The 23330-nt window shown below is 73.9% G+C and carries 25 protein-coding genes and 1 riboswitch; of the genes, 3 read left to right on the plus strand and 22 right to left on the minus strand.

The genetic code is table 11. The features are described from left to right. The first annotated feature begins 85 nt into the window (after positions 1–85). The 3 genes from ACGFIA_RS17725 (at position 86) to ACGFIA_RS17735 (ending at position 1740) form a co-directional block, all read left to right on the plus strand. Positions 86–724, plus strand: a complete 639-nt coding sequence (locus ACGFIA_RS17725) for a DNA-3-methyladenine glycosylase (protein WP_393260944.1) — start codon at positions 86–88, stop codon at positions 722–724. Between the two features lie 146 nt (positions 725–870). Further along, positions 871–1305, plus strand: a complete 435-nt coding sequence (locus ACGFIA_RS17730; protein WP_393260947.1) for a DNA-binding protein — start codon at positions 871–873, stop codon at positions 1303–1305. An 81-nt stretch (positions 1306–1386) separates the two neighbouring features. Then, positions 1387–1740 carry an MmcQ/YjbR family DNA-binding protein gene (locus ACGFIA_RS17735; protein WP_357386424.1) on the plus strand — a complete coding sequence of 118 codons (354 nt, stop codon included), beginning with the start codon at positions 1387–1389 and terminating at the stop codon, positions 1738–1740. A 345-nt stretch (positions 1741–2085) separates the two neighbouring features. On the opposite strand, the gene argH is transcribed toward ACGFIA_RS17735, so the two are convergent. The 22 genes from argH to ribD all read right to left on the minus strand — a co-directional run bounded on the left by argH (position 2086) and on the right by ribD (position 22923). Continuing rightward, entirely contained in the window at positions 2086–3549 is a 1464-nt protein-coding gene (gene argH / locus ACGFIA_RS17740) for an argininosuccinate lyase (protein WP_030271078.1), read from the minus strand. A 14-nt stretch (positions 3550–3563) separates the two neighbouring features. Next, on the minus strand, positions 3564–4769 hold the full coding sequence (locus tag ACGFIA_RS17745; protein ID WP_357386426.1) for an argininosuccinate synthase: 1206 nt from the start codon (positions 4767–4769) through the stop codon (positions 3564–3566). Further along, positions 4766–5278: an arginine repressor gene (locus ACGFIA_RS17750; RefSeq protein WP_357386428.1), complete on the minus strand. Its 513-nt coding sequence runs from the start codon at positions 5276–5278 to the stop codon at positions 4766–4768. Before ACGFIA_RS17750 ends, ACGFIA_RS17745 begins: the two co-directional genes overlap by 4 nt. Continuing rightward, on the minus strand, positions 5275–6201 hold the full coding sequence (gene argF / locus ACGFIA_RS17755) for an ornithine carbamoyltransferase (protein WP_357386430.1): 927 nt from the start codon (positions 6199–6201) through the stop codon (positions 5275–5277). Before argF ends, ACGFIA_RS17750 begins: the two co-directional genes overlap by 4 nt. Next, positions 6198–7451, minus strand: coding sequence for an acetylornithine transaminase (locus ACGFIA_RS17760; protein WP_393260952.1), 1254 nt, complete (start codon positions 7449–7451; stop codon positions 6198–6200). The genes argF and ACGFIA_RS17760 overlap by 4 nt, the downstream gene beginning before the upstream one ends. After that, positions 7448–8335 (minus strand): acetylglutamate kinase, encoded by an 888-nt coding sequence (argB, locus tag ACGFIA_RS17765; protein ID WP_357469125.1) that lies wholly within the window; start codon positions 8333–8335, stop codon positions 7448–7450. The genes ACGFIA_RS17760 and argB overlap by 4 nt, the downstream gene beginning before the upstream one ends. Continuing rightward, positions 8332–9504 carry a bifunctional glutamate N-acetyltransferase/amino-acid acetyltransferase ArgJ gene (gene argJ, locus ACGFIA_RS17770; protein WP_357386436.1) on the minus strand — a complete coding sequence of 391 codons (1173 nt, stop codon included), beginning with the start codon at positions 9502–9504 and terminating at the stop codon, positions 8332–8334. Before argJ ends, argB begins: the two co-directional genes overlap by 4 nt. Next, the gene (gene argC / locus ACGFIA_RS17775) at positions 9501–10502 is read right to left on the minus strand and encodes an N-acetyl-gamma-glutamyl-phosphate reductase (protein WP_357469131.1); all 1002 of its coding nucleotides are present in this window, start codon (positions 10500–10502) and stop codon (positions 9501–9503) included. The genes argJ and argC overlap by 4 nt, the downstream gene beginning before the upstream one ends. A gap of 172 nt (positions 10503–10674) precedes the next feature. Then, positions 10675–13272: a phenylalanine--tRNA ligase subunit beta gene (locus ACGFIA_RS17780; RefSeq protein WP_357469134.1), complete on the minus strand. Its 2598-nt coding sequence runs from the start codon at positions 13270–13272 to the stop codon at positions 10675–10677. A 26-nt stretch (positions 13273–13298) separates the two neighbouring features. Continuing rightward, the gene (pheS, locus tag ACGFIA_RS17785) at positions 13299–14360 is read right to left on the minus strand and encodes a phenylalanine--tRNA ligase subunit alpha (protein ID WP_357386442.1); all 1062 of its coding nucleotides are present in this window, start codon (positions 14358–14360) and stop codon (positions 13299–13301) included. A gap of 168 nt (positions 14361–14528) precedes the next feature. Beyond that, positions 14529–15413, minus strand: a complete 885-nt coding sequence (locus ACGFIA_RS17790; protein WP_357386444.1) for an RNA methyltransferase — start codon at positions 15411–15413, stop codon at positions 14529–14531. 32 nt (positions 15414–15445) lie between these two features. Continuing rightward, complete coding sequence (rplT, locus tag ACGFIA_RS17795; protein WP_043324928.1) at positions 15446–15838, minus strand: 50S ribosomal protein L20; 393 nt, start codon at positions 15836–15838, stop codon at positions 15446–15448. 32 nt (positions 15839–15870) lie between these two features. Further along, a complete protein-coding gene (rpmI, locus tag ACGFIA_RS17800) occupies positions 15871–16065 on the minus strand; it encodes a 50S ribosomal protein L35 (protein WP_007075851.1) in 195 nt (64 codons plus the stop codon). Positions 16066–16084: 19 nt separating this feature from the next. Then, positions 16085–16732, minus strand: a complete 648-nt coding sequence (gene infC / locus ACGFIA_RS17805; protein WP_043324929.1) for a translation initiation factor IF-3 — start codon at positions 16730–16732, stop codon at positions 16085–16087. Positions 16733–17057: 325 nt separating this feature from the next. Continuing rightward, positions 17058–17531: a PH domain-containing protein gene (locus ACGFIA_RS17810; protein WP_357386447.1), complete on the minus strand. Its 474-nt coding sequence runs from the start codon at positions 17529–17531 to the stop codon at positions 17058–17060. Positions 17532–17592: 61 nt separating this feature from the next. Beyond that, positions 17593–18438 (minus strand): ATP phosphoribosyltransferase, encoded by an 846-nt coding sequence (hisG, locus tag ACGFIA_RS17815; RefSeq protein ID WP_357386449.1) that lies wholly within the window; start codon positions 18436–18438, stop codon positions 17593–17595. Between the two features lie 43 nt (positions 18439–18481). Beyond that, complete coding sequence (locus ACGFIA_RS17820; RefSeq protein ID WP_198039659.1) at positions 18482–18763, minus strand: phosphoribosyl-ATP diphosphatase; 282 nt, start codon at positions 18761–18763, stop codon at positions 18482–18484. A 26-nt stretch (positions 18764–18789) separates the two neighbouring features. After that, positions 18790–19287 (minus strand): 6,7-dimethyl-8-ribityllumazine synthase, encoded by a 498-nt coding sequence (ribH, locus tag ACGFIA_RS17825; RefSeq protein WP_091424378.1) that lies wholly within the window; start codon positions 19285–19287, stop codon positions 18790–18792. A gap of 4 nt (positions 19288–19291) precedes the next feature. Continuing rightward, positions 19292–20557 (minus strand): bifunctional 3,4-dihydroxy-2-butanone-4-phosphate synthase/GTP cyclohydrolase II, encoded by a 1266-nt coding sequence (locus tag ACGFIA_RS17830; protein ID WP_357386451.1) that lies wholly within the window; start codon positions 20555–20557, stop codon positions 19292–19294. Further along, positions 20554–21249 carry a nicotinamide riboside transporter PnuC gene (gene pnuC, locus ACGFIA_RS17835; RefSeq protein WP_393261271.1) on the minus strand — a complete coding sequence of 232 codons (696 nt, stop codon included), beginning with the start codon at positions 21247–21249 and terminating at the stop codon, positions 20554–20556. Before pnuC ends, ACGFIA_RS17830 begins: the two co-directional genes overlap by 4 nt. Beyond that, the gene (locus ACGFIA_RS17840; RefSeq protein WP_073827704.1) at positions 21249–21860 is read right to left on the minus strand and encodes a riboflavin synthase; all 612 of its coding nucleotides are present in this window, start codon (positions 21858–21860) and stop codon (positions 21249–21251) included. The genes pnuC and ACGFIA_RS17840 overlap by 1 nt, the downstream gene beginning before the upstream one ends. Before the next feature lies 1 nt (position 21861). Beyond that, a complete protein-coding gene (ribD, locus tag ACGFIA_RS17845; RefSeq protein WP_357477791.1) occupies positions 21862–22923 on the minus strand; it encodes a bifunctional diaminohydroxyphosphoribosylaminopyrimidine deaminase/5-amino-6-(5-phosphoribosylamino)uracil reductase RibD in 1062 nt (353 codons plus the stop codon). A gap of 170 nt (positions 22924–23093) precedes the next feature. Further along, positions 23094–23266: riboswitch (FMN riboswitch) on the minus strand. Between the last annotated feature and the right edge of the window lie 64 nt (positions 23267–23330).

A 23330-nucleotide genomic window follows, 5' to 3' on the forward strand; every position in this document is an offset into this window, starting at 1 on the left:
CATATTTGACGAGTCAACTATTCCGCCTGCTGCGGGCGCCGGCGTGGCCCGGATCACGCGCCACCCACCGACTACCCTTGCCGCGATGACGTACCCCTGGCTCGACGCGCCCGCCGCGCAGGTCGCCGGCACCGCGCGGACGCTGCTCGGATGGACCGTGTCGGCCGGGGGCGTCGCCGTCCGGCTCACCGAGGTCGAGGCGTACGCGGGCACCGGCGAGGATCCGGCGTCGCACGCCCACCGCGGGCCGACGCCGCGCAACAAGGTCATGTTCGGGCCCGCCGGGCACGTCTACGTGTACTTCGTGTTCGGCATGCACTGGTGCGCGAACATCGTCTGCGGCCGGGACGGCGAGGCGGCGGCGGTGCTGCTGCGCGCGGGCGAGGTGGTCGACGGCGTCGAGATCGCCCGCGAGCGCCGGCCTCGCGCCGCCGACCGGGATCTGGCCCGGGGCCCGGCCCGGCTGGTCACCGCGCTCGGGATCGGGCGGGACGCCAACGGCACCTCGGCGATCGACGGCAGCGGACCGCTGCTCCTGACACCGCCGGCCGAGCCGGTCGAACCGGCGCGGATCGTGGCCGGGCCGCGCGTCGGGGTCGCCGCCGCGCACGACCTGCCGTGGCGGTTCTGGCTGGCGGACGAGCCGAGCGTGAGCGTCTACCGGCGGCACACCCCGCGCCGCCGCCCCGCGCCGGCCGCCCCGGTGCGGAACTCACCGGCCTGAATCGGCCGTTCCGCGCAACCCGGAACACCCGTCGGCGCGTCTGGTGGACATGACGCGCCGACTTCTCACCCACATCCCGAGGGCACGGCGTCTTACACGAAGGGCTTTCAACGGGGTGTTGACAACGGGCCATTCTTAGGTGTGGGATGGACGTCATGGTCACCGTGGACAACGACCCGTTCACCGCTCCGGATGCTGCTCAGGCCCGCGCGCACCGCAACTACGCGGCGCTGCTGCGGATCGCCGAGCGGCACGCCGGTTCGAACTCCCGTCGTCGCCGTTACGCCCACCCCGACGTGCCCGACGCGTACGAGGCGGCCACGCTGGTGATGGCGCTGGCCGGCGGCGCCGAGCTGGACGAGGGTGAGGAGCCCGTCGACCAGGCCGACCTGATGGCCGCGCTGACGCTGATCCCGCACGTGCGGGCCGAGGTGGACGCGCTGGAGGCCGGCCTGTTGCAGGTGGCCCGTGGGCGGGGCATGACCTGGCAGGCGATCGCCTTCGGGCTGGGGCTGGGCAGCGCCCAGGCGGCCCGGCAGCGCTACGAGCGGCTCACCGTCCGCACCGGCACCGGCGACTGACCGGCACGCCGCCGGCGCCGGGCCCGCGGATTGTCACAGCGGCGGGCGAGACTGTGCCGGACGACGGCACGGGAGGACGCGATGACGCGCGAGGAGATGCTGGCCTACTGCCTGGCCAAGCCGGGAGCCTGGCTCGATCGGCCGTGGGAGGGCGACGAGGTGGTGAAGGTGGGCAGCCGCATCTTCGCGTTCCTCGGCTCCCCCGACGGCGAGGGCCGGGTCGGGGTGAAGTGCGGGGCGTCCCGGGAGGTGGCCGACGAGTGGCTGCACCGGTTCCCGGCCGACGCGCGCCCCTCCCCCTACATCGGCCGCTCCGGCTGGAACACGCTGCGGCTGGCCGGTGACATCCCGGACGACGAGCTGACCGAGGCCGTCGACGGCTCGTACGACGCGGTGGTGGCGAAGCTACCCAAACGCGAGCGCCCCACAGGCTGACCGGAGAACGCGGACGGAGCACCGACCGCCCGGGCCGGCCGAACTCGCGCAGACCGACTGGCGCCGCTGATGGTGCGGCAGATCCGGGCACCAGCGGAAACCGCCCGTGCGGCAAAGTCCGAAGTCCGGGCCCTTCAGATCGTCCAGCAAGCGGGATCCGCGTTCCATGAAGCAGAACTCTTGTAGATCTTGGAAGCTTACGGCCCCTATGGGGGCCATTTCGTACCAAGATCTCGGCGCGGGGCGCGCGGCGCGGGGCGCGGGAGCGCGGGAGCGCGGGAGGGCAGCGGATGGGTGCCGGGCTGGTCCGGGGCAGGCGTGTGCCTGCCCCGGATCAGCTGTGGCTCAGCGGGGGACGACCCGCTCGGCGGCCCACTCCCGCCAGCCGGTCAGCTTGTCCGCGGCGGCGGCGAGCTGGTCGGCGACCGGACCGGGGCCGGTGGAACCCGGCGTGATGCGGGCGGCCAGCGCCGAGCGCACCGAGAGCACGTCGCGCACCGACGGGTCCAGGTGCTCGCTGACGGCGGCCAGGTCGGCGTCGGACACCTCGTCCAGCGCGCAGTCGCGGGCCGCGCAGAGCGCCACCAGCTTGCCGGTGATCTCGTGCGCGTCGCGGAACGGCACGTTGCGCCGCACCAGCCAGTCGGCGACCTCGGTGGCCAGCGAGAAACCGGACGGCGCGCTGGCCACCAGCCGGTCCACCCGGACCGTCATCGTGGAGATCATCCCGGCCAGCGCGGGCAGCAGCAGTTCCAGCGTGTCGACCGCGTCGAACGCCGGCTCCTTGTCCTCCTGCATGTCCCGGTCGTACGTCATGGGCAGGCCCTTGAGCATGGTGAGCACGCTCATCAGGCCGCCGACCAGGCGGCCGGACTTGCCCCGGGCCAGCTCGGCGATGTCCGCGTTCTTCTTCTGCGGCATGATCGACGAGCCGGTGGCGAAGGCGTCGTCCAGCTCGACCCAGCCGAACTCCTGCGACGTCCAGAGCACCACCTCCTCGCCGAGGCGGGACAGGTGCACGCCGATCATCGCGGTGACGAACAAAAACTCGGCCACGAAGTCGCGGTCCGCCACCGCGTCCATCGAGTTGGCGAACGAGGTGCGGAAACCCAGCTCCTTGGCGACGGCCACCGGGTCCAGCGGCAGCCCCGAGCCGGCCAGCGCACCCGCGCCGAGCGGGCTGATCGCGGTCCGCTCGTCCCAGTCGCGCATCCGTTCCAGGTCGCGCAGCAGCGGCTGCACGTGGGCCAGCAGCCAGTGCCCGAACGTCACCGGCTGGGCGTGCTGGAGGTGCGTCATGCCCGGCGCGGCGGTGTCCACGTGCCGCTCCGCCTGCTCGACGAGGGCCTCGGCCAGCTCGACCAGCCGGGCCGCCACGCCGCGCGCGTGATCGCGCAGGTAGAGCCGCAGGTCGGTGGCGACCTGGTCGTTGCGGGACCGGCCGGCGCGCAGCTTGCCGCCGAGGCTGCCGAGCCGTTCCAGCAGGCCGCGTTCCAGCGCGGTGTGCACGTCCTCGTCGTCCACCGTCGGGCGGAACGCGCCGGAGGCGCAGGCCGCCTCCAGGTCGTCCAGCGCTGCCAGCATCCGGCCCAGTTCGTCCGGGTCGAGCAGGCCGGCGCCGGCGAGGACCCGGGCGTGCGCGCGGGAACCGGCGATGTCGTACGGGGCGAGGCGCCAGTCGAACTGGACGCTCACCGACAGCCGCGCGAGCGCCTCGGCGGGACCGCCGGCGAACCGGCCGCCCCAGAGGCTCGTCCGGTTGGCGGGGGCGCTGTTCTCGGTCAGGCTCTTGTCGTCCACCCCACCCATTGTGGTGCCCCCCATCAGGCCCCTCCCATCCGGGCGTCCCGTTGCGCGGCCATCGTGCTGGGCAGTCCCCACAGTCGTACGAATCCCTTCGCCAGCGACTGGTCGAACGTGTCGCCGGTGTCGTAGGTGGCAAGGCCGAAGTCGTAGAGGCTCGCCTCGGAGCGCCGGCCGGTGACCACCGCCCGGCCGCCGTGCAGGCGCAGCCGTACCTCGCCGCTGACGTGCCGCTGGGCGTCGTCGATGAACGCGTCCAGCGACCGCTTCAGCGGCGAGAACCAGAGCCCGTCGTAGACCAGCTCACCCCAGCGCTGGTCGACGCCGCGCTTGAACCGGGCCAGGTCCCGCTCGACGGTGACCGCCTCCAGCTCCTGGTGGGCGGTGATCAGGGCGACCGCGCCGGGCGCCTCGTACACCTCGCGGCTCTTGATGCCGACCAGCCGGTCCTCGACCATGTCCAGCCGGCCCACGCCGTGCGCCCCGGCCCGCCGGTTCAGCTCGCGGATCGCCTCGTAGGGCGTGACCGTCTCGCCGTCGATGGCGACCGGCACACCGCCGTCGAAGGTGATCACCACGTCGTCCGGGTCGCGTTCCGACGCCGGATCCCCGGTGTACGCGTAGAGGTCCTCGACCGGGGCGTTCCAGATGTCCTCCAGGAAGCCGGTCTCCACGGCCCGGCCCCACAGGTTCTGGTCGATCGAGTACGGCGACTTCGCCGACACGTCGATCGGCAGTCCCTTCTCCTCGGCGTACGCGATCGCCTTGTCCCGGGTCCAGGCGAAGTCCCGGGCCGGTGCGACGACCTTCAGGTCGGGCGCGAGCGCGCCCAGGCCCACCTCGAACCGGACCTGGTCGTTACCCTTGCCGGTGCAGCCGTGTGACACGATCGTGCCGCCGTGGGCGCGCGCCGCCGCGACCAGATGCTTGACGATCAGCGGCCGGGACAGCGCGGACACCAGCGGGTAGCGGTCCATGTAGAGGGCGTTGGCCCGGATCGCCGGCAGGCAGTAGTCGGCGGCGAACTCGTCGCGGGCGTCGACCACCTCGGACTCGACGGCGCCGCAGTCCAGCGCGCGCTGCCGGATCACGTTCATGTCCTCGCCGCCCTGGCCGACGTCGACGGCTACCGCGATCACCTCGGCGCCGGTCCGCTCGGCCAGGTACGGGATGGCGACCGAGGTGTCCAGGCCCCCGGAGTACGCCAGCACCACCCGCTCGGTCACGGGGTGCCCCCTTCGGCTGTGTCGTCCCGGCGGGCCCAGGCGGCGAGCCGCTCACCCAGCGCGGCGCCGCCGTCGGTGTCGCGGGACACGACGAGGATGGTGTCGTCGCCGGCGATGGTGCCGACGATCTCGGTCAGGCCGGCCCGGTCGAGCGCGCTGGCGAGGTACTGGGCGGCACCCGGCGGGGTACGCAGCACCGCGATGTTGCCGCTGGAGTCGACGCCGTTGAGCAGCTCACGCAGCAGCCGGACCAGCCGGGCCGGCGCACCCTCGGCGTCGCGCAGCGGCCGGTGCCCGTCCTCCGGGATCAGGTAGACGCCCCGCCCGTCGCCGCCGCGCGCGGTCACCGCTCCCAGTTCCTTCAGGTCCCGCGACAGGGTGGCCTGGGTGACCTGGATGCCGTCCCCGGCGAGCAGGTCGGCCAGCTCGGTCTGCGAGTGGATGGGGGTGTCGCGGATCAGCTCGACGATGCGGGCGTGCCGCGCGGCGCGGGTCAGCGGAGCGGTCATGCGGATTCCTCCAGGAGAAACGTCAGCAGCGCCTTCTGGGCGTGCAGCCGATTCTCCGCCTGGTCGAACACCGCGCTGTGCGGGCCGTCCAGCGCCTCGTCGGTGATCTCCTCGCCCCGGTGGGCGGGCAGGCAGTGCAGCACGATCACGTCGGCGTCGGCGTGGCCGAGCAGCGCGGCGTTCACCTGGTACGGCAGGAACGGGGTGATCCGGTCCAGCCCGTCGGACTCCTGCCCCATCGACGTCCAGGTGTCGGTGGCGACGACGTGCGCGCCGCGTACCGCCTCGCCCGGGTCGGTGAGCACCCGCGCCGAACCGCCGGTGACGGCGGCGATCTTCTCGGCGCGGGCCACGATCTCCGGGTCGGGCTGGAAGCCGGCCGGGCCGGCGATCCGTACGTGCATCCCGGCGGTCGCGCCGGCCAGCAGGTACGAGTGGGCCATGTTGTTCGCCGCGTCGCCCACGTACGTGAGGATCCGCCCGGCGGTGCCGCCGAAACGCTCCCGCACGGTGAGCAGGTCGGCCAGCAGCTGGCACGGGTGGTACGTGTCGGTGAGCGCGTTCACCACCGGCACCGTGGCGTGCGCGGCGACCTCGGCGATCCGGTCGTCGCCGTGGGTGCGCAGCACGATCGCGGCGACGTAGCGGGACAGCACCCGGCCGGCGTCGGCCAGCGTCTCGCCCCGGCCGAAGTGGGTGACCTGGGTGTCCACGACGAGCGGGTGCCCGCCCAGCTCGGCGATGCCCACGTCGAACGAGATCCGGGTGCGCAGGCTCTGCTTGTCGAACAGCACCGCCACCGACTTCGGCCCGGCCAGCGGCTGGTGGCCGTACCTGTCGGTCTTCATCCGGGCGGCGAGGTCGAGCACGGCGGCCTGCTCGGCGGGCGTGAGGTCGTCGTCGCGCAGGAAGTGGCGGATCATGCGGGAGCCTCCGTCGGGGTCGTGGCGTCGGACGCGGCGGCGTCGGCGGAAGAGGGCGGCGCGGCGGCGTCGGCGGAAGTGGCCGGCGCGGCGGCGGACAGCGCGGCCGGCAGGGCGGCCAGGAACGCGTCGGCCTGCGCCGTGGTGAGGATCAGCGGCGGGGCGAGCCGCAGCACGTCCGGCTGCACCGGGTTGACCAGGAAACCCGCCTCGCGCAGCGCCGCCGCTGCCGCACCGGAGACCGGCTGGTCGAGCACGATGCCGAGCAGCAGGCCGGCGCCGCGCACCTCGCGGACCAGCGGGTGCCCGAGCGCCTCGACGCCGCGCCGTAGCCGTTCGCCGACGCGCTTGACGTGGTCGAGCAGGCCCTCGTGGGCGATCGTGGAGACGACGGCGAGCGCGGCGGCGCAGCTGATCGGGTTGCCGCCGAACGTGGTGCCGTGCGAGCCGGGGGTGAGCAGGTCGGCGGCCCGGCCGAAGGCCAGGCAGGCACCCAGCGGAAGGCCGCCGCCGAGGCCCTTGGCGAGCGTGACGACGTCCGGCTCGACGCCCTCGGCCTGGTGGGCGAACCAGTGGCCGGTGCGGCCGACGCCGGTCTGCACCTCGTCCAGCACCAGCAGCGCGCCGTGCGCGGCGGTGATCCGCCGGGCCGCGGCGAGGTAGCCGGGAGGCGGGACGACCACGCCGTTCTCGCCCTGGATCGGCTCGATGATCAGCATGGCGGTGTCGCCGGTGACGGCCTCTGCCAGCGCGTCGGCGTCGCCGAACGGCACGTGTGTCACGTCGCCGGGCAGCGGGCGGAACGGGTCGGCCTTCGCGGGCTGCCCGGTCAGCGCCAGCGCGCCCATGGTCCGGCCGTGGAACCCGCCGTGGGCGGCGACCACGTGCCGGCGGCCGGTGAGCCGGGACAGCTTGAACGCGGCCTCGTTCGCCTCCGCGCCGGAGTTGGCGAAGAACACCCGGCCCGGCCGGCCGGCCAGCGCGAGCAGCAGCTCGGCCAGCGCCACCGGCGGCTCGGCGACGAACAGGTTGGACACGTGCCCGAGCGTGGCGACCTGCCTGCTGACGGCGGCCACCACCGCCGGGTGGGCGTGGCCGAGCGCGTTGACGGCGATGCCGCCGAGCAGGTCGACGTACTCCCGGCCGGTCTCGTCGACCACGACGGCGCCGGAGCCGGAGACGAGCGCCAGCGGCGGCGTGCCGTAGTTGTCCATCATGGTGGCGTTCCACCGCTGCACGAGCGTGCTCATGAGTCGATCACCATCGTTCCGAAGCCCTCCGACGTGAACACTTCCAGCAGCGTGGAGTGGGCGACCCGGCCGTCGACGACGTGCGCGGCGGGCACTCCCCCGCGCACCGCCCGCAGGCAGGCCTCCATCTTCGGGACCATGCCCGACTCCAGGGACGGCAGCAGCTTCGCCAGGTCGTCCGCGCTGATCTCGCTGACCAGGCTGGACGTGTCCGGCCAGTCGGCGTACAGGCCGGGCACGTCGGTCAGCACGACCAGCTTGCGGGCGTCCAGCGCGACCGCGAGCGCGGCGGCGGCGGTGTCCGCGTTGAGGTTGTGCAGCACCCCGTCGGCGTCCGGCGCGACCGTCGAGATGACCGGGATCCGGCCGGCCTCGATCAGGTCGGTGACCGCCGAGGCGTTCACCGACTCCACGTCGCCGACCTGCCCCACGTCGACCGCTTCCCCGTCCACGTACGCCTGGCGGCGCACCGCGGTGAACAGCCCGGCGTCCTCGCCGGAGAGGCCGACCGCGTACGGGCCGTGCGCGTTGATCAGCCCGACCAGTTCCCGGCCGACCTGGCCGACGAGCACCATCCGGACCACGTCCATCGCCTCCGGGGTGGTGACCCGCAGGCCGCCCCGGAACTCGCTGGCGATGCCGAGCCGGCGCAGCATCGCGGAGATCTGCGGGCCGCCGCCGTGCACCACGACCGGCTTGAGTCCGGCGTACCGCAGGAACACCATGTCGGCGGCGAAGGCCCGCTGGAGTTCGGGGTCGACCATCGCGTTGCCGCCGTACTTGACCACGACCGTGGCGCCGGAGAAACGGGCCAGCCAGGGCAGCGCCTCGATCAGCGTGGCGGCCTTGGCCTGGGCCCGGGTGAGGTCAGCACTCAGATTCATGTGGAATAAGCCGAGTTCTCGTGTACGTACGCGTGGGACAGGTCGTTGGTCCAGATGGTGGCGGCGTCCGCGCCGGCGTGCAGGTCGATCCGGACGGTCACGGCACGGCCGGTGAGGTCCACCTTGGCGCGGTCCTCGGCGGCGGCGCCGCCCCGGCACACCCAGACGCCGTTCACCGCGACGTCCACGCCGTCCGGCTCGAACACGGCGGCGGTGGTGCCGACGGCGGCGAGGATCCGGCCCCAGTTCGGGTCGTTGCCGAACAGCGCGGTCTTCACCAGGTTGTTGCGGGCCACCGTGCGGCCCACCTCGACCGCGTCGTCCTCGCTCGCCGCGCCGACCACCTCGATCGCGACCTCCTTGGTCGCGCCCTCGGCGTCGGCCAGGAGCTGCTGGGCCAGGTCGTGGCAGGCGGCGGTGACGGCGGCGGTCAGCTCGGCCCCGGTCGGCTCGATGCCGGAGGCGCCGCTCGCCAGCAGCAGCACCGTGTCGTTGGTGGACATGCAGCCGTCGGAGTCGATCCGGTCGAACGTGATCCGGGTGGCGGCGCGCAGCGCGGCGTCCAGGGCGTCCGGCCCGGCCACCGCGTCGGTGGTGAGCACGCAGAGCATGGTGGCCATGGCCGGCGCCAGCATGCCCGCGCCCTTGGCCATGCCGCCGACGGTCCAGCCCGTACCGTGGGCCACTGTCGTCTTGGGCCGGGTGTCGGTGGTCATGATGGCCTCGGCGGCCGCCGGGCCGCCGTCGCGGGACAGGCCGCGCACGGCTTCGCGTACGCCGGGAAGCAGTTTGTCCATCGGCAGGCGCTCACCGATCAGGCCGGTCGAGCAGACGGCGACCTCGCCCGCGCCGACGATCAGCCGGGCGTTCGCGGCGGTGATCGCGGCGGCGGTGTGCTCGGCGGTGGCGTGGGTGTCCTGGAAGCCGGCCGGACCGGTGCAGGCGTTCGCGCCGCCGGAGTTGAGCACCACGGCGCGCACGACGCCGCCGTGCACGACCTGCTGGCTCCACAGCACCGGGGCGGCCTTGACGCGGTTGGCGGTGAAGACACCCGCCACACCGGCGTCCGGGCCGTCGTTGATCACGAGGGCGACGTCGGCGGCGCCGGAGGACTTCAGTCCGGCGGCGACACCCGCGGCGCGGAACCCCCGGGGGACGGTGACGCTCATGGGGCCACTCCAAACACGGACAGACCGGTGGTCTCGGGGAGACCCACCATCAGGTTGGCGTTCTGCACGGCCTGGCCGGCCGCGCCCTTGCCGAGGTTGTCGATCGCGCTGACCACGATCACCCGCCCCGAGTCGACGTCCACCGTCGCCTGGAGGTGGCAGGAGTTGGAGCCGGCGGTGGCGGCGGTGTGCGGCCAGGATCCTTCCGGCAGCAGGTGCACGAACGGCGCGTCGGCGTAGGCGGCGGCCAGCACCGCGCGCGGGTCGGCGTCGCCGGTGGGCACGGCGGTGACGGTGGCCAGGATGCCCCGGGGCATCGGCGCGAGCACCGGGGTGAAGGAGAGACCGGTCGCGCCGGTGGCCTGCTTGATCTCCGGCACGTGCTGGTGCGCGCCCACCTTGTAGGGGGTCAGGTCGCCCATCACCTCGCTGCCGAGCAGGTGGGCCTTGGCGGCCCGGCCCGCGCCGGAGGTGCCGGAGGCCGCGACCACCACCACGTCGTCGGGGCGTACCGCACCGGCGGCGATCAGCGGCGCCAGCGCCAGCGTGGTCGCCACCGCGTAGCAGCCGGTGCTGGCCACGCGCGACGCGGCGGCGATCTCGGCCCGCTGCCCGGGCAGCTCGGGCAGCCCGTAGGTCCAGGCGCCCGCGTGCTCCCCGCCGTAGTAGCGAGCCCAGGCGGCGGCGTCGCGCAGCCGGTGGTCCGCGCCGAGGTCGACCACCTTGGCCGTGCCGGGCAGCGCCGCGGCAAGCGCCGCGGACTGGCCGTGCGGCAGGGCCAGGAAGACCAGGTCCGCGTCGGCGAGGGTCGCCGGTTCGGTCGCGGCGAACACCAGGTCGAGGCCGGCGAGGTGCGGGTGTACGGCGGTGACCGGTTGACCGGCCTGGCTGTGCGCGGTGGCGGTGATCAGCTCGAACTCGGGGTGACCGGCGAGCAGGCGCAGCAGTTCGCCCCCGGCGTATCCACTCGCCCCGGCCACGGCAACCCGAATGCCCATACCCACCTCCGCATGACTATGCAGAGAAGAGTACCGGTCGGGGCAGCGCTGCCGCAAGGTCATACGGCGCGTTGCATAGCCATGAGATGACGTTCACCAGCGGCTCGCGTGAGCCGGCGTGTTAAAAGGGGCCCCCTCCTCTACCGGAGGCGTTAAGAGGGGGCCCCTCCTTTCATGCGCCGCGCAGGGTGGCACCGAAGCGCTCGGCGGCCACCGCTACCGCGGCGTCCCGGGCGGCCACCGCCTCCTCGCCCGCGAGGGTCCGGTCCGGGGCCCGGAACGTCAGCTTGTACGCAAGCGACCTGCGCCCCGCGCCGAGCTGCTCGGAGGTGTAGACGTCGAACAGCCGGACGTCCTCCAGCAGCGCGCCCGCGCCCTCGACCAGAGCCGCCCGCACCTCGGCCGCCGGGACCGAGTCGTCCACCACCAGCGCCACGTCGATCAGGGCCGGCGGGAACGTGGAGATGGCCGGGCCGGACGCCAGCGGGGCAGCGGGCAGCGCGTCCAGGTCCAGTTCCATGGCGCAGGTGCGCCGGGGCAGCTCCAGCGCGGCCAGCACGGCCGGGTGCAGCTCACCGGCGTGACCGACGACCACGTCGTCCACCACCAGCTCGGCGCAGCGGCCCGGGTGCCACGGCGCCCGCTCCCCGGCCCGTACCGTCACCCGGCCGGCGGGGATGCCCGCGGCGTCGAGCACCGCCCGGCCCGCCTCGATCGCGTCCGCCCAGCCGGCCGTCCGGCCCGCGCCCCACCAGCCGGCCGGTTCGATCTCGCCGGTCAGCGCCACCGCGACGTGCCGCGGCTGGACCGGCACCACCGCGTCGGCTGCGGCGAACTCCTCGTCGGTGGGCCGCCGGTCCACGCCCATCGCGGGCGGGGCACCGGCGCCGGGACGCGGGTGGAAGACCGTGCCGATCTCGTAGATCGCCACGTCCCGCTGGCCCCGGCCGACGTTGCGCTTGACGATGCCGAGCAGCGGGCCGAGCAGCGTGGTACGCAGCAGGGGCTCCTCCTCGGACAGCGGGTTCGCCAGGCGTACCGCCGGGCGGCGCGGGTCGTCGGCGGGCAGGCCGAGCTGGTCGGCCAGCTCCGGCGCGACGAACGGCTGCGCCAGCACCTCGACGTAGCCACGCTCGGCGAGGGAGCGGGCGACGGCCCGGCGGCGCTGCTGCTGCCAGGTCAGGCCCCGCCCGGGCGGCGCGGTGGGCAGCACCGACGGCACACGGTCGTAGCCGTCGAGGCGTACCACCTCCTCCACCAGGTCGGCCGGGTCGGTCAGGTCGGGCCGCCAGCTCGGCGGCGTCACGGTCAGCACGTCGTCGGCACCGGCGCCCGAGCCGCCGCCGGCGGTCACGCCCACCGTGCCCGGGTCCTCGGCGAGCCGGTCGGCGCCGCGCGCGACGGTGCAGCCGACCTGCTCCAGCAGCTCCACCACGCGATCCGGCGAGTAGGCCACGCCGACGCGCCGCGACGGCAGGTCCACCGGCAGCGTCACCGGCGTACGCGGCGCGACGTGGTCGATGTCGAGCACCTCGGCGCCGGCGGTGCCGCCGGCCAGGCCGGTGAGCAGCCGGACCGCCTTCTCCAGCGCGACGAGCGGCAGCGCCGGGTCGACGCCCCGCTCCCACCGCTTCGCGGCCTCGCTGAACAGCTTGTGCCGCCGCGCGGTACGACCGACCGTCGCCGGATCCCAGTGCGCCGCCTCGAACAGCACGTTCGTGGTGGAGGCGAGCACCTCGCTGGTCTCGCCGCCCATCACCGCCGCGAGCGAGATCGGAACCCCGCCGTCCTCGCCCGCGAGGCCCCCGGGCAGCCCGGCGTCGCAGATGACCAGATCCTCGGCGGACAGCGTGCGGCTCACCCCGTCCAGCGTGGTCAGCTTCTCCCCCACCTCGGCGCGGCGCACCACGAGCGTCCCGGCGATCCGGTCCGCGTCGAAGGCGTGCATCGGCTGGCCGAGTTCGAGCATCAGGTAGTTGGTGATGTCGACCGGCAGCGAGATGCTGCGCACCCCGGCGGCGGTGAGCCGCTGCCGCATCCAGCCGGGCGTCTGCACGGTCGGGTCGACGCCGCGCACCATCCGCGCCGCGAACCTGTCACAGCCGACCGGGTCGCGGACCTCCACCGGGTACGCCGGCTCGGCGGTCGCGCCGGGCGCGGGCGCGTCGGCCGGGTCGCGGAACGGCACGCCGAGCGCGTGCGACAGCTCCCGGGCGATGCCGCGCACGCTCAGCGCGTACCCGCGGTCCGGGGTGATCTCCATCTCGACCACGACGTCGTCCAGGCCGACGACGGGCCGGGCGTCGTCGCCGGGCTGGGCCTTGACGTCCTCGGGCAGCACGACGATGCCGGAGTGGTCGTCGCCGAGCCCCAGCTCCTGCGCCGAGCAGATCATCCCGTGGGAGTTGCGCCCGTACGTCTTGCGCGCGCCGATGGCGAACCCGCCGGGCAGCACGCCGCCGGGGAGGATCACCACGACCTTGTCGCCCACGGCGAAGTTACGCGCCCCGCAGACGATCTCCTGCGGCTCGCCGGTGCCGTTGGCGGCACCGACGTCCACCCGGCAGAAGCGGATCGGCTTCTTGAAGCCGGTCAGCTCCTCGATCTCCAGGACCTCGCCGACGACCAGCGGGCCGCTCACCGACTCGCGCAGGTCCACCACGGACTCGACCTCGATGCCGAGGTCGACCAGCGCCTGCTCCAGGTCGCCGGTGGGCAGGTCGGCCGGCAGGTCCACGTACTCCCGCAGCCAACTGACAGAGACTCGCATGACTGTTAAACCACCGTTCCCGTAGCTCAGGCGCCGAACGCGCGGGTGAACCGCACGTCGCCCTCGGCCATGTCCCGCATGTCACTGACGCCGTGCCGGACCATCACGGTCCGGTCGATGCCCATGCCGAACGCGAATCCGGAGTAGACCTCCGGGTCGATGCCGCAGGCGCGCAGCACCCGCGGGTTGACCATGCCGCAGCCGCCCCACTCGACCCACTGCGGACCGTCCCGGTGCTCCGGGAACCAGACGTCGAACTCCGCCGACGGCTCGGTGAACGGGAAGTAGTGCGGACGCCATCGCGTCTTCGCCCCCTCACCGAACATGGCCCGGGCGAAGTGGTCGAGCGTGCCGCGCAGGTGCGCCATCGTGATGCCCTTGTCCACCACCAGGCCCTCGACCTGGTGGAAGACCGGGGCGTGGGTGGCGTCCAGCTCGTCGGTGCGGTAGACCCGGCCGGGCACCACCACGTAGATGGGCGGCTTGCGGCTGAGCATGGTGCGCGCCTGCACCGGCGACGTGTGCGTGCGCAGCACGAGGCCACTGCCCTCGGGTGCGATGTGGAACGTGTCCATCAGGCCGCGCGCCGGGTGGTCGGCCGGGATGTTCAGCGCGTCGAAGTTGGTCCACTCCAGCTCGACCTCGGGGCCCTCGGCCACCTCGTAGCCCATGCCGACGAACAGGTCGCTGATCTGCTCCATCAACACGCTCAGCGGGTGGCGGGCGCCACGCGGCCGGCGGTCGTACGGCAGGGTCACGTCGACCCGCTCCTCGACCAGCACCCGCTCCGCCTGCTCGCGGTCCAGGATCTCCTGCCGGGCGGCGTACGCGGACTCGATGGCCCGGCGTGCCTCGTTGACCCGCTTGCCGGCGTCGGCCTTCGCGGCCGGCGGCAGCGCGCCGATCTCCCGGCGCGCCAGCGACACCGGGGACCGGTCACCGAGGTGCGCGGGGCGCAGCGCGGTGAGCGCGTCCGGGCCGGCGGCGTCGGCGAACGCCTTCTCGGCGTCGGCCACGGCCCCGGCCAGGGCGTCCGGGTCGAGCAGGGCGACCTGCTTCGGGTCGTACGGATCGTTGCGGTAGCTCATGGTGAACGGGCACTCCCTCACGGCGGCGCCGACCCTCGCGGGTGGCTAGGCGAGTCTACGGACGCGCGGCTTCGCCGCAGCCCGCCGGTGGGGAGTCGTGCAGGGGGAAGGGTCAGGCCCGCCGCCCGCCGACACCGGCGGGCTGGCTAAACGAACGCCGTGGCGCGTTCATGACGAGGCGGACTCCCCTGCTGTCTCTCGCGTGCCCCGGGGGACACGCAGTGCTCTGGCGGAAGAATACAGGCAGACGGCCGCCGCCGCAGCCAGGTTCAGGCTCTCCGCGCGCCCGTGCAGCGGCACCCGGACGCGGGCGTCGGCGGCGCCGGTCAGCTCCTCGGGCAGACCGTGCGCCTCCGAGCCGAACAGCCACGCGGTGGGGCCGGCCAGCCGTCCGGAGTCGGCGAGGTCGTCCAGGTCGCTGTCGCCGTACCCGGTGGTGGCGAGGATCGTGAGCCCGGCGGCCCGCAGCGCCTCGACGGCGGCGAGCGGGTCGGCGGCGCGCACCACGTCGACGTGGAAGAGGCTGCCGGCGGAGGCCCGCACGCACTTGCCGTTGTAGGGGTCGACCGCCTCGCCCGCGAAGATCACCGCGCCCGCGCCCGCCGCGTCGGCGGTGCGCAGCACGGTGCCGGCGTTGCCCGGGTCACGGATCCCGGCGAGCACCGCTACCAGGCGCGGCCCGCGCGCCACCGCGTGCTCCAGGGGTACGTCGAGGTGGCGGCACACCGCCACCAGGCCCTGCGGGGCGACGGTCTCGGCCAGCGCGGCCAGGGCGTCGTCGGTCACCTCGGAGACCGGCACGTCGGCCCGGGCGGCGGTGGCGGCGAGGTCGGCGTACCGGTCCAGCGCGGCCGGGGTGCCGAACAGCTCGACCACGGTGCCGGTGCGGGCGAGCGCCTCCCGGACCGCCTGCGGCCCTTCGGCCAGGAACCGGCCGGCCTGGTCGCGGTCGCGCCGGCGCTGTAGCCGGCGGGCCGCGATGACCCTGGGGGTACGCGGGGTGAACGGTCCGGGAACGGCGTCGAGGCGCCTCCCCTGCGACGGTGACTGCATGGGAGACGCCTCGATCTGCCGTACGGGGTGGGTCAGGCGGCCTGGGCCGCGGCGCCACCGGTGCCCTCGGCCGCCACGGCGGCGCGGGCCAGCTCGACGATCGCCGCGAACGAGGCGGCGTCGTTGACGGCCATGTCGGCCAGGATCTTCCGGTCGACCTCGATGCCGGCCAGGCGCAGGCCCTGGATCAGCCGGTTGTAGGTCAGGCCGTTGGCCCGGGCGCCGGCGTTGATCCGCTGGATCCAGAGCTGCCGGAAGTCGCCCTTGCGGTCGCGACGGTCCCGGTAGGAGTACTGCATCGAGTGCAGCACCTGCTCCTTGGCCTTGCGGTACAGCCGGGAGCGCTGACCGCGGTAGCCGCTCGCGGTCTCCAGCAGGGTACGACGCTTCTTCTGGGCGTTCACAGCCCGCTTGACGCGTGCCATCTCAACTCCTTCTTCGGTTCAGGTGGCTCGCGTCAGCGGCCGAGCAGCTTCTTGATGCGCTTGGTGTCGGCCTTGGCCAGCTCGACGGTGCCGGTCAGCCGACGGGTCTGGGTGCTGGGCTTCTTCTCCAGGTTGTGGCGAAGGCCGGCCTGCTGGGCAACGATCTTGCCCTTGCCGGTCACCTTGACCCGCTTGCCCATACCCGTGTGGCTCTTCATCTTCGGCATTGGAACGTCTTCTCCCCTGTTACTGGCCGCTGGTCTCAGCGGTCGTGCCGGTCTCGCCGGCTGCTGCGGTGTCGCCGGCCGCCGGGGTCTCGCCGGCCGGAGCGGCCGGTTCCTCCGCGGCCCGGTCGCGCGGTCCACCGCGGGACGCCGTGGCGGCGACCGCGGAGGCCTTGACGGCCCGGTGCGGAGCGAGAACCATGATCATGTTTCGGCCGTCCTGCTTCGGCGCGGCCTCGACGTATCCAAGGTCCGTGATCTCGGACTCGAGCCGGCGCAGGAGCCGGTAGCCCAGCTCCGGGCGGCTCTGCTCCCGACCGCGGAACATGATCGTCACCTTGACCTTGTCGCCGGCCTTGAGGAACCGCACCACGTGACCCTTCTTGGTCTCGTAGTCGTGCGGGTCGATCTTCGGCCGGAGCTTCATCTCCTTGATGACGGTCTGCTGCTGGTTACGCCGCGCTTCGCGCGCCTTCAGTGCGCTCTCGTACTTGAACTTGCCGAAGTCCATGAGCTTGCACACCGGCGGGCGCGCCATCGGCGCAACCTCGACCAGGTCCAGGTCGACGTCCGCGGCCAGCTGCAGGGCGCGCTCCAGCGGGACGATGCCCACCTGCTCACCCTCAGGACCGACCAGTCGGACCTCACGTGCCCGGATCTGCTCGTTCACGCGTGGTTCGACGCTGATGGGGCCTCCTCGAGTCGAGTGTCCTACGGTGCCGACTCCGCAGGCTCCCGGGTGGGAGCCGACCCGGAAAGCAGAAGGCCCCGGCGTATGCCAGGGCCCACTCGACCGGTCGGCACGATCACAGGATCGCGCATCCGGCGTCGGGACGTGCCCGAAACCGGGGACCGGACCCGGCCACCGTGGCGGCGACTCGGGTGGGAGCGGGCGCTCCGCTTCTCGACCGCCCGCGCGTCAGGGACGGGGGCAGTCTGGTCGACTCCGCAACACTACACCCTCGGCCCAGGCCCGCCCAAACCGGGCTCGCTGGTCAGCGGGGTGCCGACTGGTTGGCGGACAGCGCCGCCAGGTGCGCCTGGTGCAGGCGGCGCAGCGCGCGGACGGCCTCGACCGCGCTCTCCTTGTCGGCGGCCTGCAACGCGACCACCGGCAGCAGGTCGTCGTCGTGCAGCTCCAGGCTGGCCCACGGGGCGCCCCTGTCGAACCGGACCCCGCGGACGACCTCCCACGGCAGCTCGTACGAGCTGAACACGTTGCGCACCCGTACGCCCCTGGCGTCGGCGATCACGCGGGGGCGGGTGAACAGCAGGAAGCCGAGCGCGCCGAAGACACCCAGGCCGATCATGGCGAACTGGTCGCCGCGCTGGAACGTGCCGTAGCCGTTGCCGGTGGCGCCGGTCAGCGACGTCGCGACGAGGCTGAACACCACGAGCAGCGTGACGGCCGACACCCAGCAGACGACCCGGACGCGGCGGGGTCGCACGGTCACCACGGAATCGCTCACCCGACCAGTCTGCCATCCGGCTCACGCGCGCCTCCGGCCGCCACACGGAGCGGCAGCGGCCTCACAGCCGGCAGGCGTGGATGTTGGTGACCAGGATCGCGCGGGCACCCAGCTCGTACAACTCGTCCATGATCCGGTGCACGTCGTCGCGGAGCACCATCGCCTGCACCGCGACCCAGCCCTCCCGGTGCAGCGGCGAGACTGTCGGCGACTCGATGCCGGGGGTCAGCGAGCTGGCCCGGTCGAGCAGGCCGGCCGGGACGTCGTAGGCGAGCATCACGTACCGGCGGGCGACCAGCACACCGTGCAGCCGGCGCAGCAACTGCTCCTGCTGGGCGCCGCCGGGCGCGCCGGCGCGGCGGACCAGCACCGCCGAGGAGCGCAGCAGCGGCTCGCCGAAGACCACCAGGCCGGCCTGGCGCAGCGTCGCGCCGGTCTCCACCACGTCGGCGACCACGTCGGCCACGCCGAGGCGGATGGCGTTCTCCACCGCGCCGTCCAGGCGGATCACGTCGGCCTTGACGCCCAGCTCGGCCAGGTGCCGCTCGACCAGACCGGGGTACGCGGTGGCGATGCGGTGCCCGCCCAGCTCCCGTACGTCGTCGACGTCCTGCGGGCGGGCGGCGAACCGGAACGTGGCCCGGGCGAAGGCGAGGTCGACGATCTCCTCGGCCGGCGCGCCGGAGTCGACCAGCAGGTCCCGCCCGGTGATGCCGACGTCCAGGTCACCGGAGCCGACGTAGGTCGCGATGTCCTTGGGGCGCAGGTAGAAGAACTCGATGTCGTTGGCCTCGTCCCGGCAGACCAGGTCCTTCGGGTCGGTGCGCTGGCGGTAGCCCGCCTCGCGCAGCATCTGGGCGGCCTTCTCGGCCAGGGCGCCCTTGTTGGGTACTGCGACACGCAGCATGGGAGTGCTCCTTCGTTCGATCGGGTGATCAGCGGACGGGCACTCAGAGATGTCGGTAGACGTCCTTCAGTTCCAGACCCGTGGCGAGCATCAGCACCTGCGCCTGGTAGAGGAGCTGGGAGATCTCCTCGGCGGCCCGCTCCGGGCCCTCGTGCTCGGCGGCCATCCACGACTCGGCCGCCTCCTCGACGACCTTCTTGCCGATGAAGTGCACGCCCTTGGCGAGCGCCTCCACGGTGCCCGAGCCCGGGGTGCCGGCGGCGGCCTTGGCCTGCAGCTCGGCGAACAACTCCTCGAACGTCTTCACGGAAGGCGATTCTTCCAGCCGCCCCGGGTGACGGGCCGGGTGGGTCAGGCGAAGCCGACCCGGTGGGCGGACTGCGCGTCCAGCGCGCGGACCGCCAGGGCGGCGTCCAGCGCGGCGACGGTCGCCGACCAGCCCTTGTCCTCGGCCGAGCCGGGCAGCCCGGCCCGGTCCCGGGCCTGCTCGATGGTGTCCACGGTGAGCACCCCGTGCGCCACCGGCTTGCCCTCGTCCAGCGCCACCCGGGTCAGCCCCTCGGTGACCGACTGGCAGACGTAGTCGAAGTGCGCCGTCGCGCCGCGTACCACCACGCCGAGCGCGACGACCACGTCGAAGCGGCGCGCCATCGCCTGGGCCACCACCGGCAGCTCCACCGAACCGGCCACCCGGGCAACCACGGCCCGCGCGCCGCACGCCTGCGCCGCGGCCACGGCCCGCTCGGTCATGTGGTCGGTCAGGTCGCCGTGCCACCGGGCGGCCACCACGCCGACGGTCATCCCGGCGGCGTCCACCGCGGTCACGCCCGGCTCGCCGAAACCCGCCATCGCCCTACGCTCCGATCTCGTCACCGGCGACCGGGCGGCCCATCGGCGCCTCGGTCACCTCGTCCAGTCCGTCCAGCAGGTGACCCATCCGGTCCCGCTTGGTGCGCAGGTAGCGCACGTTCTCCGGGTTGGACCGCACGGGCAGCCCCTCCCGGCCGGTCACGGTGAGGCCGTACCCCTCCAGCCCGGCCCGCTTGGCCGGGTTGTTCGTGAGCAGCCGCATCGACCGGACGCCCAGGTCGTAGAGGATCTGCGCGCCGGTGCCGTAGTCCCGGGCGTCGGCCGGCAGGCCCAGGTCGAGGTTCGCGTCCACGGTGTCGCGGCCCTGGTCCTGGAGCTGGTACGCCTGGAGCTTGTGCAGCAGGCCGATGCCGCGCCCCTCGTGGCCGCGCACGTAGAGGACCACGCCGCGGCCCTCCTGCGCGACCCGGGCCAGCGCGGCCTGCAACTGCGGCCCGCAGTCGCAGCGCAGCGAGCCGAACACGTCGCCGGTGAGGCACTCGGAGTGCACCCGCACCAGCACGTCCCGCCCGTCGCCGAGATCGCCCATGACCAGCGCGACGTGCTCGGCCGGGTCGTGCTCGGCGCGGTAGCCGAGCGCCCGGAACACGCCGTACGGGGTGGGCATGCGCGCGTCGGCGGCCAGCTCGACCTGCTTCTCGGTACGCCGCCGGTAGGCGATCAGGTCCGCGATGGTGACCAGCGTCAGGCCGTGCTCGGCGCAGAACTTCTCCAGGTCCGGCAGGCGCATCATGGTGCCGTCGTCGTTGACCAGCTCGCAGAGCACCCCGGCCGGACGCAGCCCGGCGAGCCGGGTCAGGTCCACCGCCGCCTCGGTGTGCCCGGGGCGGCGCAGCACCCCGCCGGCGCGGGCGCGCAGCGGCACCACGTGACCGGGCCGGGCCAGGTCGGCCGGGCCGGTGGCGGCGTCGGCGAGCAGCCGGATGGTGTGCGACCGGTCGGCGGCGGAGATGCCGGTGCTGACGCCCTCCCGGGCGTCCACAGTCACCGTGTACGCGGTGCCGCGCCGGTCCTGGTTGGTGTGGTGCATCGGCGGCAGGTCCAGCCGGTCGCACTCGTCCTCGGTCAGCGGCACGCAGATGTAGCCGGAGGTGTAGCGGACCATGAACGCGACCAGCTCCGGCGTGGCCAGCTCGGCCGCGAAGATCAGGTCGCCCTCGTTCTCGCGGTCCTCGTCGTCGACCACGACCACGGGACGCCCGGCGGCGATGTCCGCCACCGCCTGCTCGATCGAACCGAAAGTGGTCATGCCACGGCCTCCGAGTACGTCGCCGGGATCGGGGCGGGCGCGGTCGCGACGGCCCGGGAGGTGCGCCACCAGCTGTACAGGCCGGCGGCGCAGAACGCGCCGTAGACCAGGTACATGGCGGCTGACGGGTAGAAGCCGCCGCGCAGCAGCAGCGGCACGCCGACCGCGTCGACGGCGATCCAGATCAGCCAGAACTCGACCCAGCCGCGGGCCATGCCGTAGGTGGCGAGCAGGCTGCCGACCAGGATCCAGGCGTCCGGCAGCGGGCCCCACGAGCCCAGCGCGGCCAGCACCGGGTACGCGGCGGCGGTGCCGACGGCGGCGGCCACGAGCAGGCCGAGCCGTTCCGGCCAGGTGGCCCAGCGCGGCACCACGGCCGGCTCGTGCCCGCCGCCGGCTCGGCGGTTGCGCGACCAGCGCCACCAGCCGTACGCGCTGACGGCGAAGAAGAAGACCTGCCGGCCGGCCTGGCCGTAGAGGTCGTGCGCCTGCGGGGTGACGAAGACGCCGCCGAGGAACACGGTGAGCAGCAGCGCGTTGCCGATCATGCCGACCGGCCAGGCCCAGACCACCCGGCGCAGCCCGAGCAGCGCCGAGGCGAGCCCGAAGCCGTTGCCGACGATCTCCCGGACCAGCACCGGCGAACCGGCCACGTGCACCTGGGCGTCGAGCAGCCAGCCGAGCGGGCCCATCACCGCACGCTCCCCGCGCCGCGGTCGCCGAGCAGCCGCTCGACGTACTTGGCCAGCACGTCCACCTCCAGGTTGACCGGGTCGCCGACCTGCTTCGTGCCGAGCACTGTGAGCTTGAGCGTGGTGGGGATCAGCCCGACGGAGAACCAGTCGTCGCCGGCCTCCGCCACGGTCAGCGACACGCCGTCGACGGTGATCGAGCCCTTCTCCACCACGTACCGGGCCAGCCCGGCGGGCAGCCGGAACCGCACCGTCTCCCACTGCGCGGCCGGCTCCCGGGCGACGACCTCGCCGACGCCGTCGACGTGGCCCTGCACCAGGTGCCCGCCGAGCCGGCTGTTGAGCGCGGCGGCGCGTTCCAGGTTGACCGGGTCGCCGGGGCGCAGTGCCCCGAGCGCGGTGCGGCGCAGCGTCTCGCCCATCACGTCGGCGGTGAACACGCCGCCGTCGACGTCGACCACGGTGAGGCAGACGCCGTTCACGGCGATGGAGTCGCCGTGCCGGGCGTCCGAGGTGACGAGCGGGCCGCGGATCGCGACCAGCGCGGAGTCGTCGCCGGTCTCGGTGCTCCGGACGATCTCGCCCAGCTCCTCGACGATGCCGGTGAACATGTCAGGCCTCCCTCTTCCGGGGCAGCGCGGTGATCCGCAGGTCGGGACCGACCCGCGTAACGTCGGTGATCTCCAGGTCGATGGCGTCGGCGATTGTCGTCACGCCGGCGTCGAGCAGCGCGGTGGGACCGGCGCCGAGCAGCTTCGGCGCGACGTACCCGACGATCTTGTCGACCAGGCCGGCGGCGAGGAACGCGCCGGCCAGCGTGGGACCGCCCTCCAGCAGCGCGGCCCGCACGCCCCGGTGGTGCAGCTCCGCGAGCAGCGCCGCCAGGTCGACCCGGCCGTCCGGCCCGGCGCCGACCTCCGCGGCGGTGGCCACCCAGGTGCGGGCGGCGCCGTCGCGCACGCGGGCGTCGGCCGGGGTACGCCCCGAGCTGTCCACCACCACCCGCAGCGGCTGCCGGATGGCCATGGTGCCGTCACGCAGGTTGCGGGCGGTCAGGCGCGGGTCGTCGGCGAGCACGGTGCCCACCCCGGCGAGCACCGCGTCGACGGTGCCGCGCAGCGCGTGCACGTCGATCCGGGCCGCCTCGGAGGTGATCCACATGCTGGTCCCGTCGGCGGCGGCGGAGCGCCCGTCGAGCGTGGCCGCGTACTTCCAGATCAGGTACGGCCAGCCGCGGCGCATCGAGGTGAGCCACGCGACGTTGCCGGCCTCGGCCTCCTGCGCGCGTACCCCCAGCGCGACCTGGACCCCGGCGGCGCGCAGCGTGGCCGCCCCGCCGGAGGCGACCGGGTTGGGGTCGGGCACCGCGATCACCACGCGGGACACCCCGGCGGCGATGAGCGCGTGGCTGCACGGGCCGGTGCGGCCGGTGTGGTCGCAGGGCTCCAGCGTGACCACGGCGGTGCCGCCACGGGCCCGGGTGCCGGCCTGGGCCAGCGCGACGATCTCCGCGTGCGGGCCGCCGGCGTACGCGTGGAAGCCCTCGCCGACGACCTCGCCGTCGGCGTCGAGCAGCACGCAGCCGACCACCGGGTTGGGGCTCGTGGTGCCGAGACCGCGCGCGGCCAGGTCGATGGCACGACGCATCGCCTCGTCGACGGAGACGCTCGCCATGGCCGCCTGTCCTCCCGCTCGCCGGTCACGCGCGGGCGGGTCGGGAGACGACGGCCACGAGAGCCGCGGACACGCGGCGGCGGAGAGACCCGGGGACGGCTACGCCGACCCCGGGGAGCCCGGGCGGCGGCTGAGGGTGCTCAGCGGCCGGCAGGGGCCTCCCCCGTTCCGCGCGCTGTCTCCCATCCGGACTGTCTGGGGGCGGACGAGCCGCACCCCAACCGTCGGCCCCGGATTCTCACCAGGTCCACCGTCCGGCCGAAGCCGTCCGGGTCGCGGGCTTACCACGGTCGGACCGTGGATCACCGCCGGTTCGGAATTTCACCGAGCCCCGCCAGCGCGTGGTGGGTATACGGGAAGTCTTACACGTTCCACCGCGGCGCGCGCCACAGAGGCGAGCTACCTCA

Origin of the sequence: Micromonospora sp. NPDC049203 (assembly GCF_043197215.1) — a bacterium.
Classification (GTDB): domain Bacteria; phylum Actinomycetota; class Actinomycetes; order Mycobacteriales; family Micromonosporaceae; genus Micromonospora.

Bases quoted from the DNA above. Each gene is read 5' to 3' on its own strand.
- ACGFIA_RS17725 (WP_393260944.1), top strand. From the start codon at position 86: ATGACGTACCCCTGGCTCGACGCGCCCGCCGCGCAGGTCGCCGGCACC.
- ACGFIA_RS17730 (WP_393260947.1), top strand. From the start codon at position 871: ATGGACGTCATGGTCACCGTGGACAACGACCCGTTCACCGCTCCGGAT.
- ACGFIA_RS17735 (WP_357386424.1), top strand. From the start codon at position 1,387: ATGACGCGCGAGGAGATGCTGGCCTACTGCCTGGCCAAGCCGGGAGCC.
- argH (WP_030271078.1), bottom strand. From the start codon at position 3,549: ATGGGTGGGGTGGACGACAAGAGCCTGACCGAGAACAGCGCCCCCGCC.
- ACGFIA_RS17750 (WP_357386428.1), bottom strand. From the start codon at position 5,278: ATGACCGCTCCGCTGACCCGCGCCGCGCGGCACGCCCGCATCGTCGAG.
- argF (WP_357386430.1), bottom strand. From the start codon at position 6,201: ATGATCCGCCACTTCCTGCGCGACGACGACCTCACGCCCGCCGAGCAG.
- ACGFIA_RS17760 (WP_393260952.1), bottom strand. From the start codon at position 7,451: ATGAGCACGCTCGTGCAGCGGTGGAACGCCACCATGATGGACAACTAC.
- argB (WP_357469125.1), bottom strand. From the start codon at position 8,335: ATGAATCTGAGTGCTGACCTCACCCGGGCCCAGGCCAAGGCCGCCACG.
- argJ (WP_357386436.1), bottom strand. From the start codon at position 9,504: ATGAGCGTCACCGTCCCCCGGGGGTTCCGCGCCGCGGGTGTCGCCGCC.
- argC (WP_357469131.1), bottom strand. From the start codon at position 10,502: ATGGGCATTCGGGTTGCCGTGGCCGGGGCGAGTGGATACGCCGGGGGC.
- ACGFIA_RS17780 (WP_357469134.1), bottom strand. From the start codon at position 13,272: ATGCGAGTCTCTGTCAGTTGGCTGCGGGAGTACGTGGACCTGCCGGCC.
- pheS (WP_357386442.1), bottom strand. From the start codon at position 14,360: ATGAGCTACCGCAACGATCCGTACGACCCGAAGCAGGTCGCCCTGCTC.
- ACGFIA_RS17790 (WP_357386444.1), bottom strand. From the start codon at position 15,413: ATGCAGTCACCGTCGCAGGGGAGGCGCCTCGACGCCGTTCCCGGACCG.
- rplT (WP_043324928.1), bottom strand. From the start codon at position 15,838: ATGGCACGCGTCAAGCGGGCTGTGAACGCCCAGAAGAAGCGTCGTACC.
- rpmI (WP_007075851.1), bottom strand. From the start codon at position 16,065: ATGCCGAAGATGAAGAGCCACACGGGTATGGGCAAGCGGGTCAAGGTG.
- hisG (WP_357386449.1), bottom strand. From the start codon at position 18,438: ATGCTGCGTGTCGCAGTACCCAACAAGGGCGCCCTGGCCGAGAAGGCC.
- ribH (WP_091424378.1), bottom strand. From the start codon at position 19,287: ATGGCGGGTTTCGGCGAGCCGGGCGTGACCGCGGTGGACGCCGCCGGG.
- ACGFIA_RS17830 (WP_357386451.1), bottom strand. From the start codon at position 20,557: ATGACCACTTTCGGTTCGATCGAGCAGGCGGTGGCGGACATCGCCGCC.
- pnuC (WP_393261271.1), bottom strand. From the start codon at position 21,249: ATGGGCCCGCTCGGCTGGCTGCTCGACGCCCAGGTGCACGTGGCCGGT.
- ACGFIA_RS17840 (WP_073827704.1), bottom strand. From the start codon at position 21,860: ATGTTCACCGGCATCGTCGAGGAGCTGGGCGAGATCGTCCGGAGCACC.
- ribD (WP_357477791.1), bottom strand. From the start codon at position 22,923: ATGGCGAGCGTCTCCGTCGACGAGGCGATGCGTCGTGCCATCGACCTG.